Below are 20193 nucleotides of genomic sequence, written 5' to 3' on the forward strand. Positions count from 1 at the left end.
GAGCGCCTGCCCAAGCGCTCCGCAGCTGGCCCGCGCCGGGCACCAGCTCTTGACGCCCGGCCGATCCTGGCCTCGCCGTCCCATGGCCTGGCGCGAGCAGATACCCCTGCCTTGTGTAGCCACACGGTCTCCGTCTGCGATTTGGCAGTGGCAGTCGGCCGCAGACGGAACGGCACCGGCCGGCGCCACGGCCGGTCGGTGCCACTGGTTCCCAACTGATCTCACAATGAGAGGGGTTCGGCATGAAGCCGCTCCGGATCGCGATCGGCTCGGACATGGCGGGTCTGCGCTACAAGGCCGCCCTCGCCGAAGACCTGCGGGCCAGCCGCCAGGTTGTTTCGGTGATCGGTGTAGCGGACGACATGAGCGCGGAACCCGCCTACCCAGATGTTGCGTTCGCCGCGGCCCGACTGGTCGCACGCGGGAGCGCCGACCGGGCCCTGCTGATCTGCCACACCGGCCTCGGTATGGCCATCGCGGCGAACAAGGTGTGGGGCATCCGGGCGGTGACGGCCCGCGACTCGCTGTCCGTCCAGCACGCCGTCCTGTCCAACGACGCCCAGGTGTTAGCACTCGGACAGGGCGTGATCGGACTTGATGACGCCCGGCTGCTGGTCCAGGAGTGGCTGAGCTACCGCTTCGACCCGGCCTCGTCGGCGGCGCGGAAGGTCGAGGCGATCACCGCGTACGAGCACCGCGCCCACGACGCCGCGATGCGGGGGCTGTGATGCCTACTGACCTGGCGACCGTCCCGGCGGGACGGGAAGGGCTGCGGTGGCCGGTGGAGCCAGCACAGGGCGGCTGGTACACCGAGGCGGAGCACGCTGCGGTGCGGGCGGTGATGGCCGAGTCCGACGACTGGCGCGTCGGCTGGAAGGCCGGCGACTACACGGTCCGGTTCGAGGACGCCTTCGCCCACTACACCGGGGCCGGGTGCGCGGTCGCGTTCAACTCCGGCGGCACCGCGTTGGAGATGTGCCTGGCCTACCTGGAGCTGCGGCCGGGAGACGAGGTGATCTCGTGCGCCGTGCAGTTCACGGGCCCTCACCTGGCGGTGATCCACCAGGGTGGCCGTCTGGTGCTCGCCGAGCCCGAGCCGGAGACCTTGAGCCTCGATCCCTGCGACGTCGAGCGGGTCCTGGGGCCGCGAACTCGGGCGATCATCGTGACGCACTGGAACGGGGCGGTCGCCGACCTGCGCCCGTTCCTCGACCTCGCCGACCGCCACCCGCACCCGGTGCACGGCCCGCCAGTGGTGATCGTGGACGCGGCCAGGGCCTGCGGCGGGTGCAGCGGCACCGGGGTGCGCGTGGGCGCGGAGGGCTGGGCGACGGTGTTCTCCTTCGAGTCGAAGAAGCTGATGAGCACGTTCGGGCAGGGTGGCATGGTCACCACCAACGACCCCGCTCTGGCAGGCCGGTTGCGGTGGCTGCGCACGTACGGCGGCACCGAGCACTGGGGCACCAACCAGCTGATGAGCAAGGTGCAGGCCGCGGTCGGGCTCGTGCAGCTGGAGCGCCTGGACGAGATGAACCAGGCCCGCATCCTCCGGGCCCACGACCGCACCCGGGCCCTGGCCGGCATCGACGAGCTGACCACGCCGCCTCAGCTCGACGAACAGCGGCACCTGTACTACCGGCACAACCTCCTGGTCCCCGACGCGTGGGCCGGGCACGGCCGCGACCGGCTGATGCACCTGCTGGCCAAGCGGCACGGGGTCGGCTCGATCATCAGCGACCGTCCCGCCTACCAGTTCCACCGCCTGGTGGCCGAGCACACCGCCGGGCAGCGCTGCCCGCGCGCCGAACAGCTCACCGCCCGGCTGCTGTGCCCGTGCCTGCACCCCCAGATGAGCCCCGCCGAGGAGCAGCAGGTCGCCGACGCGATCCGCGAGGCCATCGCCCATCTCGCCCGCACCCACCCCACCGACTGAAACCGGGTTCGCCATGTCCCAGCTGACCGACGAGATCGACGCCATCCGGGCACGGGAGATCCAGCTGTCCGCCCCCTACGAGCCCAAGGACCCCGAGGGACTGTTGCGTCTGGTGTTCCTGCTGCCGTTCGGGCACGCCTACTCGTTGATGTGCACCGGCCCGATGGGCCTGCACGACCTGATCAACCGCAGCCCCCAGATCCCCGCCGTCGCCGAACGCGCCCTGCAGTACGACTGCCTGCGGCGCGACGGGAACCGCCTGACCACCCCCGACGGGGTGGCCTACCGCAGCATCGAATCGCCCGCCCCCGTCAACGAGGCCGACATCGTCGGCGTCTCCCTGATCAACGCCGGGGACCTGCACAGCCTGCTACGCCTCCTCGACCTCGCCGGGATCCCGCGCCGCAGCACCGACAGGATCCCCGGCAAGCACCCGCTGGTGATCGGCGGGAACCAGGGCCTGGCGGACCCCGAGCCGCTGGCGGACTACCTCGACGTGATCGCGGTCGGTGAAGCCGAACGCTCTCTCGCCGAGCTGATCCGCACCGTCCACGCCCACCGCACCGTCCCTAGGCCGATGCTGCTCCCCGAGCTCGCCCGCATTCCCGGCCTGTACGTCCCCTCCCTGTACACGCCGGAGTTCCGTCCCGGAGGCGGCATCCGGGCGATCCGCCCCGCCACCGCGCTCGTCCCGGAGCAGGTCCACCCCCAGTATCTGAGGACGGAGGAGATCCACGAGGCGCACGTCACCTATCCGATCAGCGACGGCAGCGCCGCCGGGTTCCACCCCGTCCTCGGCTGCCTCCACACGTGCCTCTTTTGCAACCTCGGCAACCCGCCGTTCCGGCAGACGCCCCTCAAGGTGCTGACCGACTACGTCGACCGGCTGGAAGAGCACGGCATCTCGAAGATCATCATCAGTGCGCCGACGTTCACCCAGTACCGCCACCGCCAGCAGCTCCTGGACCACATCCGCGCCTATGCCGAGCGAGCCGATGCCGACGGGCGGCGCGTGACCACCATCATCGGCTCGATCCGCGCCGACGAGATCAACGCCGACTACCTCGACGCGGTGACCGAACTCGGCGACTTCGGGCACCTGTTCACCGAACTGCACCTCAAACAGACCCGCGGGGTGATCACCGTGGCACCGGAATGGGCCTCGCCCGACCTGGTCGCCCTCTACGGCAAGACGCAGAAGCTGGAGCGCGTGAACCGGGCCCTTAACCTGTGTCGCGAGAAGGGCGTCACCACCGTGATGCTGTACTTCATCATCGGCGCACCGGGCGAGAAGGAAGAAGACCGCCTGAAGATCGCCGACTATGCGGTGGACGTCCGTGAGCGGCTCGGCGGCCAGAACGCCAACGTCATCGTCAAACTCCACCAGTTCATGCCCAAGCCGGGGACCCTCACCCAGCGGCTGCGGATGACCGACCCCGACCTCGTCCACCTGTGGGGCAACCAGGTCCGCGAACGCCTCAAGGCACTGGTCGGCGCTGCCGTGTTCGACACGCACTACCGGGTGGAACAGTTCGCCACCGCCCGCATGCACCTGGAAGTCGTCTGCTCACGCGGCGACCGGCGCATCGGACACGTCCTGGAAGACCTGTACAACTCCGGCACCGACCTGGACACCCTCACCAAGGATCAGCTAATGGCGGCCCTGGGCAAGCACGGCCTCGACTACGACCGGCACTTGCGGCACATGGACGACCCGGTGCTGCCCTGGCACATCCTCAACCACGTTCCCGCCGCCGCCGAAACCACCCTCGCCAACCAGCTGGCCGAACGCGAGGCACGGCCGTGACTGTCTCCTTCCCGCTCTACCAGGGCAAGCACGTCCTGGTGTCCGTTACCGACCCCGCCGAGCACGCCGCCTACGTCCGCAGACGCGACCCGAACGCCACGCTGTCCGGCACCGCTGGCGTCGTCCTCGTCTACCAGCAGCCCCTGCTCGACCATGCCCTTGCTTCGTATCCCACCCGGCCCCTTCACCACTGGGTCCGCGGGGACCTGCGGACCCTGAACGTGAACGGCCACCCGGTGGCACTGTGCGGCGGCTTCGGAGTCGGCGCCCCGGCCGCCGCCCTGGTCCTGGAACAGCTCATCGCGCTCGGGGCCCGCCGCGTCATCACCATCGGCACCGCCGCCACCCTCACCCCCGAACTGGCCCCGGGCAGTCTCGTCGTGTGCAGCTCGGCGCTGCGCGACGACGGCGTCTCCCGCCACTACCTGCCGCCGGGCGCATGGGCCGCACCGGCCCAGGACCTCACCCGCCACCTCACCCAGGTGTGCGAGGCGCGGGGGATCGTGGTGCGGCAGGGGCCGACCTGGACCACGGATGCCCCCTACCGCGAGACGGCCGGTGAGGTCGGACAGTACGCGCTGGCCGGAGTCCTGACCGCCGACATGGAGTCCGCCGGCCTCTTCGCGGTCGCCGCCCACCGGCGGATCCCGGCAGCCGCCGTCCTCGCGGTCGCCGACTCCCTCGTCGACCGTCAGCCCCGACAGGACCACCCGCAGGTCGGCCAGGGGCTCCGTACGGCGCTTGATGCCGCACTCACCGCGCTCACTACGTTCGGCGCCGACGCCCGACCATGCCAGCCGGGTGCACTACGTTGAGGGATCTGCCCGATGACGTGATGAGGGCGGGCCCGTGGTGACCCGGACCTGCCTGCACAGCACAAGGACACTTCCGTGAGCACCGACGTACGCCCGGCCATCGGCGCCGTGGTCCTGACGATGAACGACCGACCCGCCGACTTCCCCAAGGCCATGGCTTCGCTGCTGGCCCAGCAGGACATCGTCCTGGACGTCGTCGTGGTGGGCAACGGCTGCTTCCCCGAACACGTCCCCGAAACCGACGGGGTGCGCACCGCCGCACTCCCGGAGAACGTGGGCATTCCCGCCGGCCGGAACGTCGGCGCCGACCAGGTGAAGGGCGACTACTTGTTCTTCTTCGACAACGACGCCCTCCTCCCGGCCCCCGACGTCCTCTCGCGCCTCGCCCAGGCCCTTCACGCGGATCCGCAGCTCGCCTACGTCCAGCCCCGCATCGCCGACCCGGACACCGGCGTCACACTGCGCCGCTGGGTGCCCCGGCTCCGTGCGGCCGACGCACAGCGGCCTGGCATTGTCACGGTGATGGCCGAGGGCGTCGTCCTCATCCGCCGCAGCGCCTTCGACCAGGCCGGAGGCTGGCCTGGACACTTCTTCCTCTTCCACGAGGGCATCGACCTGGCCTGGCGGCTGTGGGACCTCGGACTTCAAGGCGCCTACCGGCCCGACATCGTCGTCCACCACCCCGCAACCGACCCGGCCCGCCACGCCACCTTCCACCGGCTCAACGCCCGCAACCGGGTCTGGGTCGCCCGCCGCAACCTCCCCCTGCCACTCATCCCGATCAACCTCACCACCTGGGCGCTGCTCACCCTATGGCGGGTCCGCGACCGCGCCGCACTCACCGCGTCCCTGACCGGGTTCCGTGAGGGATGGCGCGGCGGCCACGGTGCTCGCGCCCCCATGACCTGGCGCACCGTGCTCCGCCTGACTCGCGCCGGCCGCCCGCCCGTCGTCTGACCACCTACGCCCAGGAGAGCACCCATGTCCGACGCTCAGACACCGGTGATCTTCTTCGCCGGGATCATCCTCGAAAACCGGGACGGGCACGTCCTGATGATGCGCCGGGCCAACACCGGCTTCGCCGACGGCCAGTGGTCATTGCCCGGCGGCAGAGTCGACCCCGGTGAGCTCGCCGTTCAGGCCGCCGCCCGCGAAGCCAACGAGGAAGTCGCGGCGGACGTTCAGGTGAACGACCTGCGCACCGTCCACGTCATCAACAAAGTCGGAGAAAAGGGAGAACCCATCGTCGGCTGGTACTTCCACACCCGCTGGGAGGGACCCGTCCGCAACGCGGAAACACACCGGTGCTCCGAACTGTCCTGGACCCACCCGCGCACCCTCGCCCAGGACACCGAGGAAACCGACCGGGCAGCCCTGACGGCCTGGCTGCGCGGCGAGACCACCGGCTGGCTCTGAGACAGATCTACCTGCCCCGACGCGTCGTCTTGGAGGCACTACCGATGCGGATACGACGAGCGATACCCCTGCTGGCCGCCGCCCTCGCGGCTGCCAGCCAACCGACGGCACCGGAGGGATTGGTGTCGACCGCCGGGCGCTTGCCGATCACGGAGGCCCACTCGGCGGCGCGCATCGGGGTCAGCGCACCATCGGCGGATACTTCGGCAATGCGCAGGTCGGCGTCCGTGATCGCCTGCCCCGCCGGGACGTCACGCGCGATCGCGAGGACTTTGACGCGGTCGCCGGCCGACGTGACGGCAGCTGCTGCGCCCAGGCCGGCGATGACAGCGAGGACGATGCACAACGCGGCTACCGACCAGCGTCGTTGCCGCTTGATGGGGGCCGTGGTGGTGATCGGGAGCTCGGTGCGGAGGGGGCTGGCGGGGCGTGGCAGTGGCGGAGCGGCGGGGGAATCCATGCGGGGATTCCTCTGCTCTCTGTGCTAGTTGAGGACTTGAACCTCTGCGACGGTGATGTCCACGGCACTCGCCCGGGTCTGGATGAGCTGCCCGGTCTGCCCTGCACCCGCCCAGTCGATCGTCCACGTCGAGGTGGCGGTGACGTGGTACTTCCCGGAGGGCTGTGTGGAGGACGCGCCGCTGTAGTGATACCCGCAGTCCGACGAGGGCTGCTTGCCGTGCTCGGGCTGGTAGGGCGTACCGGCCGTGGTGCCTCCCGCTCCGCGTGTCCGTCCTCCAGGCGGGCCTCCAACCGGGCTACCAGCGGCCACAGTTCAGCGACCGCTTCCGTGGCATGGCCGGACTGGCGAGCGATCTCCGCCAGCCGCACGGTGGACTCCCCGAACTGGACCATCGCCCGGTGATCGGTATCGGCGACATCGGTGATGCCGAGCAGGTGCGGGGGCACGTGCAGCTGATCAGCAATACGCCGCCGCGAGCCGACATCGTCGACCGTGCGCTTACCGAGCTCGATCGCGGACACGTACGTCTTGTCGTAGCCGAGCAGTTGCCCCAGCTCAGTCTGGGTCAGCCCGTGAACCGCGCGGAACAGCCGCAGGATCTTGCCGAGATCGCCGGTCGCAAGGATCTGCTGTGCTTGCCCGGTGGCCCAGTGCCAGGCCGCGAACCGGGACGGCGAGGGCAGCACCGCCGCTCCGTCACTGGACCGCATCACGGTGCCGTCCACCGGCTACACCTGGGCGAACCACGCGGCGATGGACCGCTTGTAGCCCTGGGGCATCGTCAGCAACGGCACCTCCTCGGCCGTGAACAGGCCGAGTTGCTTGTGCTCGCGGCTGAGGACGGGAGTCTGGTCCGGAGTCAGGACGGTGCAGCCGTAGGTGACGATCAAGACCCGTCGCCCCGGGATGGGCTCGTAGATCCACGTGCCGCCGTCGATGAGGGAGGCGGCCTGGATCTTCCAGCCGGTCTCCTCTGCGATCTCCCGCTCCAGCGCCTGCTCGGGCGAGCCGTCCGGGGCCTGCGTGCCGTCCGGACTGCCGACCTCCAGCCTGCCCCCGGGCAGCTCCCATTCGTCTCTTTCATTGCGCAGGAGCAGGACCCGGCCGTGTGCGTCGAGCGCGACGCCCTTGATGGATACGGGCCACAGCGGCGGCGTGTACGGCATGACGGTCCTCGTCCAGCGGCACGTGCAGGGGGGCGAACGGAACGTAGCACGCACCAACCAACTCCGGTGCGATCTGCCGGAATTGACCGAGTCGACAATCAGTCGCTTTACCGCTCGCGAGTCGGCCACGAACAGTTGGTCCACCACCCAGCGAAGGAGAGTTTCGTGATGAGCCACGCCCTGGGCGCCCCGTCTCGTTCCAGTCGGCCACCACGATGTCCGTAGGCGACCTCGCCGACCAGCTACGAGATACCGGACTGGTCACCTTGGACCGGCTGATGGTCCGCTCTGTCGTCACCACATTCACGGACCGCGTCATGCGCGTCACAGCCCATCGCGACAGCGACGCACGGGACGGGGTGACCACCATCTACGACACCCGGCGCCACGCGCGGCGGGCCGGGTACGGCGGCTTCACCAGCAGTGAACTCGCCCCCCACACGGAACGCTCCGGGATCCCCCGGCCGCCCCGGCTGATGCTGCTGGTGTGCGCCAACCCGGCGGCCAAGGGCGGCGAATGCCTGCTGACCGACGGGCAGGCCATCCACGCCGACCTCGCCGCCCGTCATCCCGAGGCCCTGGACCTGCTGTCCACGCGGCACACCGCCTTCTTCGGGGGCGGCGACGGCCACGCCAGCCAGGTGTTCACCCCCCAGGGACAGGGGCGCGTCTCTATCCGGCTACGCCTGGACGCGCTGGCGCGGTGGAACCCGCTCATCGAGCCCCACCTGCCCGCCCTGCGGGCGGCCGAGCTCGCCTCCTACGGCATGGTCGGCGTCGGCTCGGTCTTCGAGGCGTTCGCCGCCGGGGCCCTAGACGCCGACGACGAGGTGGCCATCCTGCACACCCCCGACGGCCGCCCCGTCACCGAGGCACTGGTGAACCTGCGCGCCGCCTTCCACCGGGCCGCCGCAGCAGGCCAGATCAGCGAGGCAGACGCCCGCGCGCTGGAGGACCTCGCCCGCGCACTGCCCTACTCCCGCCGCTCCTGGGCCGCGCTGGGCCGCCGCGCCGCCGACGGGGGCAGCGGCGAGGCGTTCGGGCGGGTGGATGCCTGGCGCCGCGTGCACTGTTATGACGTCAAGCGGGAGGACGCCGAGCAGGCCCTGGCCCTCGTCGCATCCGGCACACTCCAAACCCCCGACACCGGGGTGTGGGGCGGGGAGGCGTGGCGCACCAGTTTCGTGCGGTTCTGGACCGCGATGTTCCGGCCGGTCGCCGGGTGGGAGGCTCCGTTCCTCCCGGTGCTCCAGCATCAGCAGCTCTACGACCCCGCGTTCCCCGGCCGGTGGCGCAAGCGGGTGCTCGCCGCCGTCGCCGCTCCCGCCCACGAGGAGGCGGATGCCCTGCGGGTCGCCGCCGACGACGGGCTGGCATGCGCGCGCCTGTCCCGCCAGCAGCGAGCCTTCTGGCTCACGCCCAAGGAACTGCACGGCCTGGACAGCCGCGAGGCACTGTTGCGGATCATCGTCCGCTCGGCGCGCTTCGACGGCGCCTGGTCCGTGTGGCCGACCACTGCCACCGAGGCCGCAGACCTCCTCGAAGCCCCGGCCGCGTCGGCCGCCGCCGTCGTTTCCGCGTTCGCGATCAACCAGGCCGTCGAAGCAGCCGACCCCCGCCGCAGCATCGCCCACCTCGATGGGGCGCGCATCGGCATCCACCTCACTGATGCCTGGGGGCTGCCTGCGGACACGGACCGGGCGGAACGGGATGCGGCGGCCCGTGACCGGGCGTTCCGTGACTTCGCCGGGGCGGTTGAGGTCGCCCGTGCGTTCTACCTCGGCGCCCGCTCCGCTGGTGTCCCGTCTGCCGGGCTGGCTTCGGCTGGTGCGAGTGCCAGGCCGCGTACCTGATGAAGGGCCAGTGGCACGACGGCTGCGGCCGCGATCACGAGGGCGCCGAAGCCCAGGGTGGAACGCACACCGACCTGGTGGGAGACCGGCCCTGCGGCGAGGTAGCCGACCGGGACCGGCAGGATCTGGCCGAGTGTCGAGTAGGACAGGGTGCGGCTGAGGCGGTCGGCCGGGATGCGTTCCTGCACGAGCCCGGCCCACACGGTCATGCTCACCGCCAGCCCGCACCCCGCCGTGGCGGTCGCCATCACGAGCACGGCGAGTGGGGCGGACAGCGCCATCGCGGCCAGCGGCAGGGCCATCGTGCCGGTGCCCAGGCACACCACCCTGCCGACCAGGTGGGGCTTCCACAGCAGCGCGATGGCGGCCCCGGCCACCAGCCCGGCCGTGAACCCGGACACCGCCAGTCCCCAGGGTCCGGCCCCGCCCAGGAAATGGGCGCCGTAGACGGGCCCGAGAAGCTGGTAGCCCACCAGCCACGCGGGGACCACGACGGCGGCCTGGCAGACCATCACCCACAGCCAGCGCCGCGAGCGGAAGTCGTCCCAGCCCTCGCGCAGATCGGCGGTGAAGCGGGCCCGTACCTTCACCGCGGCCGGGGTGAGGTCGATGCGCGCGAACAGGGCCGCCGACGCCGCGAACGTGAGGGCGTCCCATCCGATCACCCAGCTCGACCCGAACGCCGCGACGAGGACACCGCCGAGCGCGGGGCCGGCCACCTTCACCGTGTTCTGGCCGATCTTGAGGAGTGCGTTCGCGGCGTGCCGCAGTTCTGCCGGGACGACCTCGACGACGATTCCGCCGGCCGCCGGGGTGAAGAACGCCGCCGCTGCACCGCAGGCCGTCGACATGATCACCAGGTGCCACACCCGGGCCTGCCCGGACCACAGCAGCACCATGGCGATGCCCTCGGCGACAGCGCAGGTGATGTTGGACCACACCATCACCCGGGCTCGAGAGAGCCGGTCGGCGGCGACGCCGCCCACCAGCAGGAGCAGGATCTGCGGCACCACGCTGGCCGCGAGGACCATACCGAGAGCGGTGGCGCCTCCGCCGATGTGGAGCACCGCGAACGCGAGACCGATGGGGGACACCGCAGAGCCGGTCCACGACAGCAGGCGGGCCGTGAAGTGGAGCCGGTAGGGGCGGACCTTGAGCGGCGCCCCCGCCTCCCGGACACGCGCCGCCCAACCGATCCGGGGGACAGCACCTCTTCCCCCTCGGTCCAGCGGCCGCGCGTTTCGCAAGATCCAACTCCGCCCGGAGAACACGAAATCCCGGCAGCGAGAGGCCGCCGGGAAGCTCGCCCCGACTCTAGAGCAACCCCAAGATCGTGTGTCTCAGACGCTTCAGTACGCCCCTGGCGCGCTCCGGACCACCGCGGACTAGCAGGAGGAACACGGAATGGAGGGGCACATACCGCACGCAGGGCCAGGTGCGCACTGCCACCCATGCTGGACAGACCAGCAGGCCGCGCTCGCGGAGGAGAAGGCCAAGGCGGAGGCCAAGGAAAGAGCCGGGGAACGGATGGGGCCTCCGCGCATCGCGACGCTGGTGATCGTGCTGGCAGTCGCAGGCTCCTGGGTCGCCTTCATGTGGACCCTCATCAAGCTCTTCGCCTAACGGGAGCATCGGCGCCACCTCCGTTCTGTCCGTCCCAGAAGCTCGCCACCATCCACACGGCCTTGAACTGCTTTGGGGGAAGATCATGAAATGTGGACTCAAGGCGCCCGCTGGGCTCAGTAGCTTCTTCAGCCATGAAGCGCATCGCCCTCATTGGCTGCGGCGGCAGCGGCAAGACGTTCCTCTCCAAGCAGCTCGGCACCCTGATCAGCGCCCCGGTCAAGCACCTGGACGCCGTGTACTACGACGACGAGTGGAACCCGCTGCCTCCCGAGGAGTTCGCTGCGGCCCAGGAGCGGCTCGTGGCCGAACCTGCCTGGGTGATCGAAGGGAACTACGCCAGCACACTGCCCATCCGGCTGCGCCGCGCCGATTGCGTGATCTTCCTCGAACTCCCGACCTGGGTCTGCCTGTGGGGCATCGCTCAGCGCCGCCTGCGCCACGGCGGGGGTCAGGACGATGCGACGGGGGTGTACGACCGGATCACGTGGGGCTTTCTCCGCTACGTGTGGGGCTACCGCAAGACAATGGCCCCACGGGTTCGGGAGCTGCTCGACGAGCACGCCACCGGGGCCAGCATCCACGTGGTCACCAGCCGACGCGAGGCCCGCGCCCTGCTGGCCCAGCTCACCGAAGCGCAAACCGCCTAGCAGGAAGCCCCACCGCCCGCAGGGCACCGGCGCCTGGCCGCGCCCTGTTCCTAGGCTCCCGACGCGTCGCCAGTCGCCGATGCTGCGATGAGGAGCGGCTTGGGCGGCACACCTGGATGCGCCTGACGGAGCACAGCCCCCGCCACCCTTCGGCCCCCACACCTTGCCGTACACGGTGCCGCACAATCCCCGGATCGTGTGGGGTGCGCACTCGGACACCCATCTGCGTGATCGAACGGACTCCGGCTCAGACAACACAAGGCCCGGAGAACGAAACCGCACATCAGCCCGAAGAGTTCGCCCCCTCCCCACCCGAACGCGCGCCGTTGAGGGCCGTTAGTCCGAGCACCTGTCCGAGCGTCACGTCAACGAGGAGGCGTCATGCCACACCGCATGCACAGCACCGGCGACCAGCCCGAGTTCGAACAGCACTCCGTGTGCGTCGAACAGCGCACCGCCCGCCTCCCTCATCAACCGCATCCCCCTACGCCCCCCAGTGAGGCCACCGGCCCCGACCCGAGTAGGGCACCTGACCGCTACCGCAGCGCGGTGGAAACGACTGTCGTGCTGCACCGGCCGGACGGCCGGGTCCTGCTCCTGCGCCGCAACGCCCCCGGAGACGACCACCGCCTCGTCCTGGTCGGCAGGGAGTTGAAGCACGACGAGTGGGCGGACGACGGTGCGCGCCGCGCCACCACCTCGGCCGTCGGGGTCCGCATCGATCCGGCCGACGTGGAGTACTGCTGCACCGCGCACCTCCAAGTCGATGACGGAGAGCGGTACCTGGTGGTGCTGTTCACCGCGCAGTACTGGAGGGGCGAGCCGTTCAACACGAATGCCGATAGGGACGTAGAGCTGGTCTGGGCGGAGCCCGGTGAGCCGCCCGCCGACTGCCACCCGGTCACGGCCACCCTCCTGGAGCTGTTCGTCACGGGCACCGTCCAGGCATGCCTGCGCGTGCCGGCCGCCGGGCAGAGGGGCACAGCATGAGGAACGACAAGGCCCCGGCTGACACGGACGAGGCTGGAGCCGTCTCGGCGTCCGAGGAGCTGCTGTTTGGCGGGCAGTTGCAGTACGACATGGGCTGGAACGCGCACCACGGCGCGTGGCTCGGGCTTTCTCTGTGGTCGATGGCGCGGGATCTACCGAGGCTCGTGGCAACGTCGGTACGGCTGGCCGCTCTGGCGGACCGGCGAGCGCTGCGCACCGTCGCGGCCGCCGAGATCAGTTCGGGGATCACCCAGGCCATCTCCCTCGTGGCGGTCAACGCGGTGCTCGCCCGGCTCCTGGCCTCGGGAACAGTCCCAGCACGGATCACCCATGCCCTGCCCGCGCTGCTCACGGTCGCGGTGGCCGGGATGGTCCGGGCGCTGTGCACTGCTGCGTCCACCGCCGCAACCGGCGCCTTGGAGCCGCGGGTCCAACGTGTGGCCACCGAGCGGTACTTGACGCTCGTGGCCGCGGTCGAGCTCAAAGCGATCGAGGATGACGAGTTCCACCGGCTGCTGGACTCGGCGTCCTGGGGAGCGGAGTCGGCACGGCGGATGGTGAAGTACACCACCAACGTGGTCAACAGTCTGATCTCGCTGATCGCGGCGGCTGGTGTCCTGACCGTGCTGCACCCGGTTCTGCTGCCGCTGCTGCTCTTGATGACCGTGCCCAGCGCCTGGGGGGCGATGGCCAAGGCCCGCCGCCGCTACATCAGTTTTCACCGATTCGTGCAGCACGCGCGGGCGGCCCAGCTGCTGACCCGGCTGATGATCGAGCAGAGTGCCGCCGCCGAGCTGCGCCTGCACGGCGTCGGTCCGTGGCTGTTGCGGCACTTCCGGGGCATGGCCGACACCACCGAACGCGAGCAGGACCGGCTCGCCCGCCAGGACGCGCGCACCGGCTTGCTCGCTGCCACGGCAACCGGCGCCGCGACGGCGGCGACCTTCGGGGTGCTCGGGCTGCTGCTGTGGACCGGGGCGATGGCCCTGTCCGTCGGCGGTACCGCTGTCCTCGCTATCCGCTCCGGCTCCGCATCCCTGCGCCGATCCGTCCTGGAGATCTCCGACATGCATCAAGAGAGCCTGTTCGTGGGCGACTACGAGCGGCTATGCACCGAGGCCGAGCGGCGCGCGACCCCCACCGACGGGGTAGATCTGCCGGATCACGCGGAGATCCGCTTCGAGAAGGTGTCGTTCACCTATCCCGGCAAGAATGACCCCGCCCTCGCCGATATCGACCTCGTGCTGCCCGCAGGGAAGACCATCGCGCTGGTGGGCAGCAACGGCTCGGGCAAGACCACGCTGGTCAAACTGCTGTGCGGCCTGTACGCGCCGGACTCAGGCCGGATCTGGTGGGGCGAGGTGGACTCCGTCACCGCCAGCCGGGCACAGATCTACGACCGGGTCGCCACCCTCGCCCAGGATTTCTACCGCTGGCCCTTCACCGCCCGGGTCAACATCGGCATCGGCCGCCCCGTCGACCCGTTCGACGACGACGAACTGCTGGAGGCGGCCCGCTTCGCGGGCGCCGACGACGTGATCACCGAACTGCCCAACGGGCTCGGCACGCTACTGTCGCGCGGTTACAAAGGCGGCCAGCAGATCTCCGGCGGTCAGTGGCAGCGGCTTGGCTTTGCTCGCACGCACTTCCGCCAGGGCCGCGTGCTCGTGGCGGACGAGCCCACCAGCGCCCTCGACCCCAAGGCCGAGCAGCGGACCTTCGACCAGATCCGCGCCCTGGCCGACCAAGGACAGACCGTGGTGCTGGTCACCCACCGCCTCCACAGCGTCCGGCACGCCGACACCATCGTCGTCCTCGACCACGGGCGCATCGCCGAGCACGGCACCTTCGACCAGCTCATGGACCCCGTCACCGGCACAGGGGCTTTCCGCGACGCCTACCTGTTGCAGTCCAGCGCCTACCAGCACACCCTCCCCGCCCAAGCCAATCGCCTGTCCGCCGACCAGCCCGCCGGAGACTCCCTATGAGCACCCGCCTCACCGCTCTTGGCGCTGAGCAGGCCAACGCCACGACCTGGCACGCCTATGGCCAGCACCAGCTCCAGCGCCGCCCTGACATCCCCGACCTCGCCCAGTGGCACTGGGGCAACGCCGGAACCGGCCCCGGTGTCGAGATCCTCGGCAATGCTCGTGGCCGGCGGTTCCTGGATCTGGGCTCCGGACTCGGTCTGCACGCCGCCTACCTCGCTCAGCACGGAGCGCTGGTCGACGCCGTAGACGCCTCCCCCAGCCAGCACCAACGCGCCATCGACCGCTACGGATCCCTGCCCGGCGTTCAGTTCAAGCTGGCCGATGCAGTCCGGTACCTGGCCGATGCCGAACCGTACGAGGTGATCTACTCCGTCAACGGGCTGCCCTACCTCGATCCCGACCGGCTGCTACCCGTCCTCGCCGACGCCCTCGCCCCCGGCGGCCAGCTCATCTTCACCGCCTTGCACACCACCTCAGCCGGGGCCGGCCCCTCCTCCCGCGTCGCCCCTCGCCCGGAGACCCTGCGCTTGCCCGGCAGCGGTGAGGAGCGGACGGTCCACATGTGGATGCTGGAACCCTCGCTGTGGGAGGACCTGCTGGTCCAGAACGGGCTGATCGTCGACTCGATCACCGTGCTGGACTCCGCACAGCCCGACAGTCCCGTCTCCTACCGACTGTTCCAGGCCCATCGACCGCTCATCCCCACCTCGCGGGCCCGCAGCACGAAACCGCCCATTGCTCACGCCGCCGTCGGCGTCGGGGTCCTCGTGCACGGTCCACACGGCATTCTGCTGGGCCGCCATGCCCGGGGAACCTGGGAGGCACCCGGTGGATCCGTCGACCCAGACGAAAGCTTCGCGGAGGCCGCCGTGCGCGAGCTAGCCGAAGAGACCGGGCTCCTTGCCGACGTCGGCGATGCCTGCGTGCTGGGCACCCTCCTGGACCACGTGGACGGAGTACTCCGGATCACCGTCCCGGTCCTGGTCACCCACTGGCGCGGCGAACCACATGACCGTGAGGCAGCCATCGGGTCCTGGCGCTGGTGGCCGTTGACGGCACTGCCCAACAGGCTCTTCGACTGCACCGCCCAGTGCCTCACCGCCTGGAAGCCGGACCTCCAAATCAACCACCCCCCGGCCCGCTTCCTGCCCGCTGCCCCACCGAGCACCCGCCCCTGACCGACAACTGATCGCCGCAGCGGCGGGAGCCGCCCATCTCCCGCCGCTGTGGCCCTGGATGAAGGGGAGCCATGACATACGACCCGAACTGCCCGCTATGCATCGCCAGTGACCACACAACCGGCCACCAGCCGAGGGAGGAGCCCGAGCCAGAACCGCCGATACCGATCAGGCTGCGCGGCTGCATGGGCCCGCCGCCGACCCAGTGGGTGTCCTTGGTGAAGAGCGATATGTCAAGGGTGACGCTGAGAGGGGAGTCGAGTCCATGCCGGGAGGCAAGCCAGGGCCGATTGGCCTCGAAAATGTCTCTTGGCCTCAGCGGAACGACACCGATGGCCCCAGTTGGGGATCTTCGCGGGGAAACGTGACCGAGTCTGTTGGCCCCGCCTCCGAAGGCGCGGGTCGTGGCAGAATGCCGGCATGGTTCTGATCCGAAAGGGCGATGCCGCGTAGGCGCCCGAAGGCCGTCCGCGCTGAGCGGTGGCGGCCACCCAGGCACGTGCTGGTCCGGCAGATTCCGGGTGTATCCGCTCGAACCCGGGCAGCAGTGCGACGTGTTGAGGCCGAGTACTTGTGGCCGGACGCCGTTGCTAACGCACTGAGCCGGTTCGAGTGGGCTTTCAGGCAGCCGGGACGATATCTGACTGGCCCTTATGAGAGTCCCGGCATCGAGATCGAAGACGGTCGAGATGATCTGGAAGTGGCTTTGCAGCGCTTCCCGAGAGGAGCCCGAGCTGATCTGGGCCGCTTGGTAGAGCAGATCGACATCGAGTTCGAGCGGCGTACTCTTCCGAACCCGGGTTGGGTGAGCGAGTGGACAGCGGGGCGCTGGTGGTGGTGGCGCATTCGGGAACGGTGACACCGGTCGTCAGGAGCCCGCGCTGGCCTGTTGGCGGGCTCTGGTGTGGGCCAAGCGGTAGGACTCGCTGCCGATCTCGATGATGTTGCCGCCGAAGGTGAGGCGGTCCACGATGGCCGCGCAGAGCCTGGGGCCAACGGACTCGTTCCACCGGGGCCAGAGAAGCCGTTCACAGCCAGCCGATCGGCGGTCGCGGACTCGGAGTAGGTAATCGGCTGGAGATCCACGCGTGATTCCTCCGGGCAAACCGTAGCGAGTCGGTGCGGTCACCGGGGTGGTGCCGTCGTCCGCGAGCAGGGGGCGCGGTCCCCAGAGGCGAGCGGGCCGTGCTCAGGAAGCCTTGAGATGCCCGCACCGCCGGGCGATGTCCAGCCCGCGGGAACCCGGCCGGGCAGGGGTTCCGCCGGCGTGCGGGGGCGGCCCGCCTGTTGGCGCGCCGGGGCAGCGGGGTGTCAGGGCCTGGCGGCCGAACAACTCGGGCCGCCTGTTCTTGAGTTCGTCGGCTGCCGCCGTCACGGCTGCGTCGTCGGCAGTGGTGTCTACGAGGCACCCCAGCAGGACGGCGGCGTCCTCTAGCTCGGCACCCGTCGCGCCGAGCCTGCACGGCACGCCGGGCCGCGTCACGTCGCGGGCAAGGACCGCTGCTTCGCGCCGTACGAGGTACTGCTCCCGCTCGGTAACGCTCTGCTCGCATCGCTCTGTATCGCTCAGCAAAGCGCGCTCCGCGTCCTTACGGGGCTGTTCCTCATCACACTGCCCCTGCATGAAATCGGTCAGCGACTTCGCCGAGTCAACGCCGAGCTGGCCCAGGAGATCCCGTCCACCTGCCCGTCGGCCTTGATCCTTTTCCCTGGCGAACAGCTTGGAGAGTTCGTACTGGGGAATCGCCACGGTGCCCGGGTCCGGAGCTTCGCTCGGAGGCTGGCTATTTGGGTCGTCCGACGATGCGCCCAAGATGGGCAGGATCGGGCGGCCGCACGCCTCGTCGTCCCGGGCCGAGAGGCCGAGATCCTTACGGTGCCGGGCCAGAGCCTAGTACTCCAGCCGTAGATCGCTGGTGCGCCGTCCGAACCGACCGCGCCTATGGGTGCGTGTCCGTGATCGCGATGACCTCGTCGAGGCGGTCCAAGGCGGCCTGAAGGTCGTCGACCTTGGCCTGGATGCGGTCGCGCTCGGCGCGCAGCATGGTTCGTTGCTCGGCGTCGGTGTGCCCGGAGTCCCAGCACGGAAGGAGTTCAGTGATCCTTCGGCTGGTCAGGCCGGCGGCGAACATCTGCTGGAAGAAGCGCACCAGGGTGACGGCGTCCTGCCGGTAGAGGCGCTGGCCGGATGGGCTGCGTTCCGCGATGAGCAGCCCCTGCTGCTCGTAGTAGCGCACGGCGCGTACCGAGACGCCAGCGCCCCGCGCCACCTCGCCGATGCGGACCAGCCGCTCGGCCGCGGGCTCCGTGACGGTCATGGTGATTCCTCTCACCCTGGTCCTGACGACCAGCACTTGCCTCTGACGTCAACGTCAGGTTTTAGCGTACCGGACATGGACATCAACAACTCAGTCGCCCTTGTCACCGGAGCCAACCGCGGCCTGGGCCGCGCCTTCGCCCAGCGCCTGCTCGAACGGGGCGCCCGCAAGGTCTACGCGACGGCCCGCCGACCGGAGACCGTGGACCTGCCCGGGGTCGAGGTGCTGCCCCTCGACATCGCCGATCCCGCATCCGTGAGGGCCGCCGCCGAGGCCGCCCCGGACGTCTCGCTGCTCGTCAACAACGCGGGGATCCAGACGGGGACCGACCTGGTGACCGGCTCGCTGGACGCGGTGCGGCACGAGCTGGAGACCAACGTGTTCGGCCACCTGGGAATGATCCGGGAGTTCGCGCCGGCGCTCGCCAGGAACGGCGGGGGCGCGATCGTTAACGTCCTCTCCGCCATGTCGTGGTTCGGGGGCAAGGGCGCCAATGCCTACCACCTGACCAAGGCCGCCGCCTGGGCCATGACCAACGGCGTCCGCCTGGAGCTCGCCGAGCAGCGCACGCTCGTGACAGCGGTGCATCTCGGCCTGGCCGACACCGACATGGCCGCAGGCTGGCCCGTGGACAAGATCGCGCCGTCGGACCTGGCCGACGCGGCGCTCGACGGTGTCGAGGCGGGCTCCGCCGAGGTCCTCGCCGACCAGTGGAGTCGGGACGTCAAGTCCCGACTGCCGCTGACGCCGGAAGAGTTCAACGCCGCGATGGACCGAGCCCTGGCGGCGCTAACGGCAGGCTGAGGGGCCCTCGGGCCACGCTGGCTTCGGTCGGTTGCTTCTGAGGTCGGTCACTTGATACTCCATCCGCAATTGTGGATCTTCATGTTGTGGCCGCGCGTCGGCGGTAGTGGCACTCGCGGGCGCGTGCCTGGTGTCGGCGACGCCATAGGGACCAGCCCAGGCGATGGTCACGTTGGCCGTTCAGGGATGCGGAGGGCAGGGCGAATAGTCGCTGTATTTCGTTGCAGGTGAGGGCGATGAGTCCGTTGGGGGCCGGGTATTCGCGGTGCTCGTCGGCGCGGATGACGGCCAGGAAGGCGTGGGCGAGCATCGCGAGGGTCACCCAGCGCAGCCAGGGGGTGTGGCGGCGGACCTGGTGCTCGTCCAAACCGGCGAGGCCCTTGGTGGCCTGGAAGGTCTCCTCGATCCTCCAGCGGGTTCCGGCGACGCGGACCAGGGCGGGCAACGGTACTGGCCGCGGGCTGAAGCAGCGGTAGTAGGCCACCTCACTGGTGGTGCGGTTGCGGCGGATCAACAGCTGGCAGATGACAGCAGGGCCGGGTTGCCGCCGTAGACCTCGTCGCCGGTGACCCAGCCGGCCGTGTGACCGCCGGCCCAGAACCTCTCGAGCATCGCGGCGGCGAGCTGCGTCTTGGTGGCGAAACGCACCTCGTCGGGGTCCAGGCCCGCCCTACGGCACCGCTCGGGATCGTCGGTCCATGCTCTGGGCAGGTACAACTCACGGTCGACGGCAGCGTGTCCGCGCGGTGTGGCATCGACAAGATAGACCGCGACCTGGGAGTTCTCGATCCGCCCGGCAGTTCCGGTGTACTGGCGCTGCACCCCGACGGTCGCGTTCCCCTTCTTCACGTCGCCAGTCTCGTCGACGACGAGGACGGCCTGATCGGCGCCGAAGTGATCGACGACGTAATCGCGCAGATCATCGCGGACCGCGTCCGCGTCCCACTTGGCCCGCTCCAACAGATGCTGCATGCCATCCGGCGTGGCCTCACCGGCCCACTCCGCGATCGTCCAGCAGTTCTTGCGGGGCAGATCGGCCAGCAGTCCGCGAACGAACTTCCCCACCCGGCGCCGGGGTTCAGAACGGGCGAACCGTCCGGCTACGCGCTCCATCAGCCCCTCGAACTCCTCGTCCCAACGGCCAGGGCCTACGCTGTGGCCTGCGGCCACCATCTGATCTTCTGTC

The 20193-nt window shown here is 70.0% G+C and carries 19 protein-coding genes and 3 pseudogenes; 14 read left to right on the top strand and 8 right to left on the bottom strand.

Annotated features, from left to right (window positions below; all coding sequences use genetic code 11):
• Positions 1 to 242 precede the first annotated feature (242 nt).
• The 6 genes from BG418_RS12090 to BG418_RS12115 all read left to right on the top strand — a co-directional run bounded on the left by BG418_RS12090 (position 243) and on the right by BG418_RS12115 (position 5971).
• On the top strand, positions 243 to 728 hold the full coding sequence (locus BG418_RS12090) for an RpiB/LacA/LacB family sugar-phosphate isomerase (RefSeq protein ID WP_188273801.1): 486 nt from the start codon (positions 243 to 245) through the stop codon (positions 726 to 728).
• On the top strand, positions 728 to 1933 hold the full coding sequence (locus tag BG418_RS12095) for a DegT/DnrJ/EryC1/StrS aminotransferase family protein (RefSeq protein ID WP_188273802.1): 1206 nt from the start codon (positions 728 to 730) through the stop codon (positions 1931 to 1933). The genes BG418_RS12090 and BG418_RS12095 overlap by 1 nt, the downstream gene beginning before the upstream one ends.
• 13 nt (positions 1934 to 1946) lie before the next feature.
• Positions 1947 to 3740, top strand: a complete 1794-nt coding sequence (locus BG418_RS12100; RefSeq protein ID WP_188273803.1) for a radical SAM protein — start codon at positions 1947 to 1949, stop codon at positions 3738 to 3740.
• Positions 3737 to 4555, top strand: a complete 819-nt coding sequence (locus BG418_RS12105) for a nucleoside phosphorylase (RefSeq protein WP_188273804.1) — start codon at positions 3737 to 3739, stop codon at positions 4553 to 4555. Before BG418_RS12100 ends, BG418_RS12105 begins: the two co-directional genes overlap by 4 nt.
• Positions 4556 to 4675: 120 nt before the next feature.
• The gene (locus BG418_RS12110) at positions 4676 to 5512 is read left to right on the top strand and encodes a glycosyltransferase (RefSeq protein ID WP_223184733.1); all 837 of its coding nucleotides are present in this window, start codon (positions 4676 to 4678) and stop codon (positions 5510 to 5512) included.
• Positions 5513 to 5536: 24 nt separating this feature from the next.
• The gene (locus BG418_RS12115) at positions 5537 to 5971 is read left to right on the top strand and encodes an NUDIX domain-containing protein (protein ID WP_188273806.1); all 435 of its coding nucleotides are present in this window, start codon (positions 5537 to 5539) and stop codon (positions 5969 to 5971) included.
• A 7-nt stretch (positions 5972 to 5978) separates the two neighbouring features.
• Here the strand turns inward: BG418_RS12115 and BG418_RS12120 are convergent, their stop codons facing one another.
• Complete coding sequence (locus BG418_RS12120; RefSeq protein WP_188273807.1) at positions 5979 to 6431, bottom strand: SAF domain-containing protein; 453 nt, start codon at positions 6429 to 6431, stop codon at positions 5979 to 5981.
• A gap of 55 nt (positions 6432 to 6486) precedes the next feature.
• Between BG418_RS12120 and BG418_RS40515 the strand changes: the two genes are divergently transcribed.
• A complete protein-coding gene (locus BG418_RS40515; protein WP_262928578.1) occupies positions 6487 to 6618 on the top strand; it encodes a hypothetical protein in 132 nt (43 codons plus the stop codon).
• 259 nt (positions 6619 to 6877) lie between these two features.
• Here the strand turns inward: BG418_RS40515 and BG418_RS41160 are convergent.
• Both BG418_RS41160 and BG418_RS12130 read right to left on the bottom strand, forming a co-directional pair.
• Positions 6878 to 7144, bottom strand: a pseudogene (locus BG418_RS41160) (helix-turn-helix domain-containing protein); the annotation flags it as partial.
• Between the two features lie 18 nt (positions 7145 to 7162).
• Positions 7163 to 7600: an NUDIX domain-containing protein gene (locus BG418_RS12130; RefSeq protein ID WP_188273809.1), complete on the bottom strand. Its 438-nt coding sequence runs from the start codon at positions 7598 to 7600 to the stop codon at positions 7163 to 7165.
• Positions 7601 to 7815: 215 nt separating this feature from the next.
• Between BG418_RS12130 and BG418_RS12135 the strand changes: the two genes are divergently transcribed.
• On the top strand, positions 7816 to 9453 hold the full coding sequence (locus BG418_RS12135) for a TfuA-like protein (protein WP_188273810.1): 1638 nt from the start codon (positions 7816 to 7818) through the stop codon (positions 9451 to 9453).
• Here the strand turns inward: BG418_RS12135 and BG418_RS12140 are convergent.
• The gene (locus tag BG418_RS12140; RefSeq protein WP_398998491.1) at positions 9375 to 10724 is read right to left on the bottom strand and encodes an MFS transporter; all 1350 of its coding nucleotides are present in this window, start codon (positions 10722 to 10724) and stop codon (positions 9375 to 9377) included. The genes BG418_RS12135 and BG418_RS12140 overlap by 79 nt on opposite strands.
• Before the next feature lie 133 nt (positions 10725 to 10857).
• On the opposite strand from BG418_RS12140, the gene BG418_RS12145 reads away from it, so the two are divergent.
• The 5 genes from BG418_RS12145 (at position 10858) to BG418_RS12165 (ending at position 15885) form a co-directional block, all read left to right on the top strand.
• Positions 10858 to 11076, top strand: coding sequence for a hypothetical protein (locus BG418_RS12145; protein ID WP_188273811.1), 219 nt, complete (start codon positions 10858 to 10860; stop codon positions 11074 to 11076).
• A 134-nt stretch (positions 11077 to 11210) separates the two neighbouring features.
• On the top strand, positions 11211 to 11726 hold the full coding sequence (locus tag BG418_RS12150; protein WP_188273812.1) for a topology modulation protein: 516 nt from the start codon (positions 11211 to 11213) through the stop codon (positions 11724 to 11726).
• A gap of 549 nt (positions 11727 to 12275) precedes the next feature.
• Positions 12276 to 12716 (top strand): NUDIX domain-containing protein, encoded by a 441-nt coding sequence (locus tag BG418_RS12155; RefSeq protein ID WP_188273813.1) that lies wholly within the window; start codon positions 12276 to 12278, stop codon positions 12714 to 12716.
• Entirely contained in the window at positions 12713 to 14704 is a 1992-nt protein-coding gene (locus BG418_RS12160; protein WP_223184721.1) for an ABC transporter ATP-binding protein, read from the top strand. Before BG418_RS12155 ends, BG418_RS12160 begins: the two co-directional genes overlap by 4 nt.
• A complete protein-coding gene (locus BG418_RS12165; protein ID WP_188273815.1) occupies positions 14701 to 15885 on the top strand; it encodes a bifunctional class I SAM-dependent methyltransferase/NUDIX hydrolase in 1185 nt (394 codons plus the stop codon). The genes BG418_RS12160 and BG418_RS12165 overlap by 4 nt, the downstream gene beginning before the upstream one ends.
• An 868-nt stretch (positions 15886 to 16753) precedes the next feature.
• Here the strand turns inward: BG418_RS12165 and BG418_RS12170 are convergent.
• The 3 genes and pseudogenes from BG418_RS12170 to BG418_RS12180 all read right to left on the bottom strand — a co-directional run.
• Positions 16754 to 16891: pseudogene (locus BG418_RS12170) on the bottom strand (AAA family ATPase); the annotation flags it as partial.
• 183 nt (positions 16892 to 17074) lie between these two features.
• Positions 17075 to 17635, bottom strand: coding sequence for a hypothetical protein (locus tag BG418_RS12175; RefSeq protein WP_188273816.1), 561 nt, complete (start codon positions 17633 to 17635; stop codon positions 17075 to 17077).
• 190 nt (positions 17636 to 17825) lie between these two features.
• The gene (locus BG418_RS12180; RefSeq protein ID WP_188273817.1) at positions 17826 to 18203 is read right to left on the bottom strand and encodes a MerR family transcriptional regulator; all 378 of its coding nucleotides are present in this window, start codon (positions 18201 to 18203) and stop codon (positions 17826 to 17828) included.
• Between the two features lie 75 nt (positions 18204 to 18278).
• On the opposite strand from BG418_RS12180, the gene BG418_RS12185 reads away from it, so the two are divergent.
• Complete coding sequence (locus BG418_RS12185) at positions 18279 to 19007, top strand: SDR family oxidoreductase (protein ID WP_188273818.1); 729 nt, start codon at positions 18279 to 18281, stop codon at positions 19005 to 19007.
• 286 nt (positions 19008 to 19293) lie between these two features.
• Here the strand turns inward: BG418_RS12185 and BG418_RS12190 are convergent.
• Positions 19294 to 20180 (bottom strand): annotated as a pseudogene (locus tag BG418_RS12190) (IS701 family transposase); the annotation flags it as partial.
• Between the last annotated feature and the right edge of the window lie 13 nt (positions 20181 to 20193).

Origin of the sequence: Streptomyces sp. CBMA152 (genome assembly GCF_014596475.1) — a bacterium.
GTDB lineage: Bacteria > Actinomycetota > Actinomycetes > Streptomycetales > Streptomycetaceae > Streptomyces.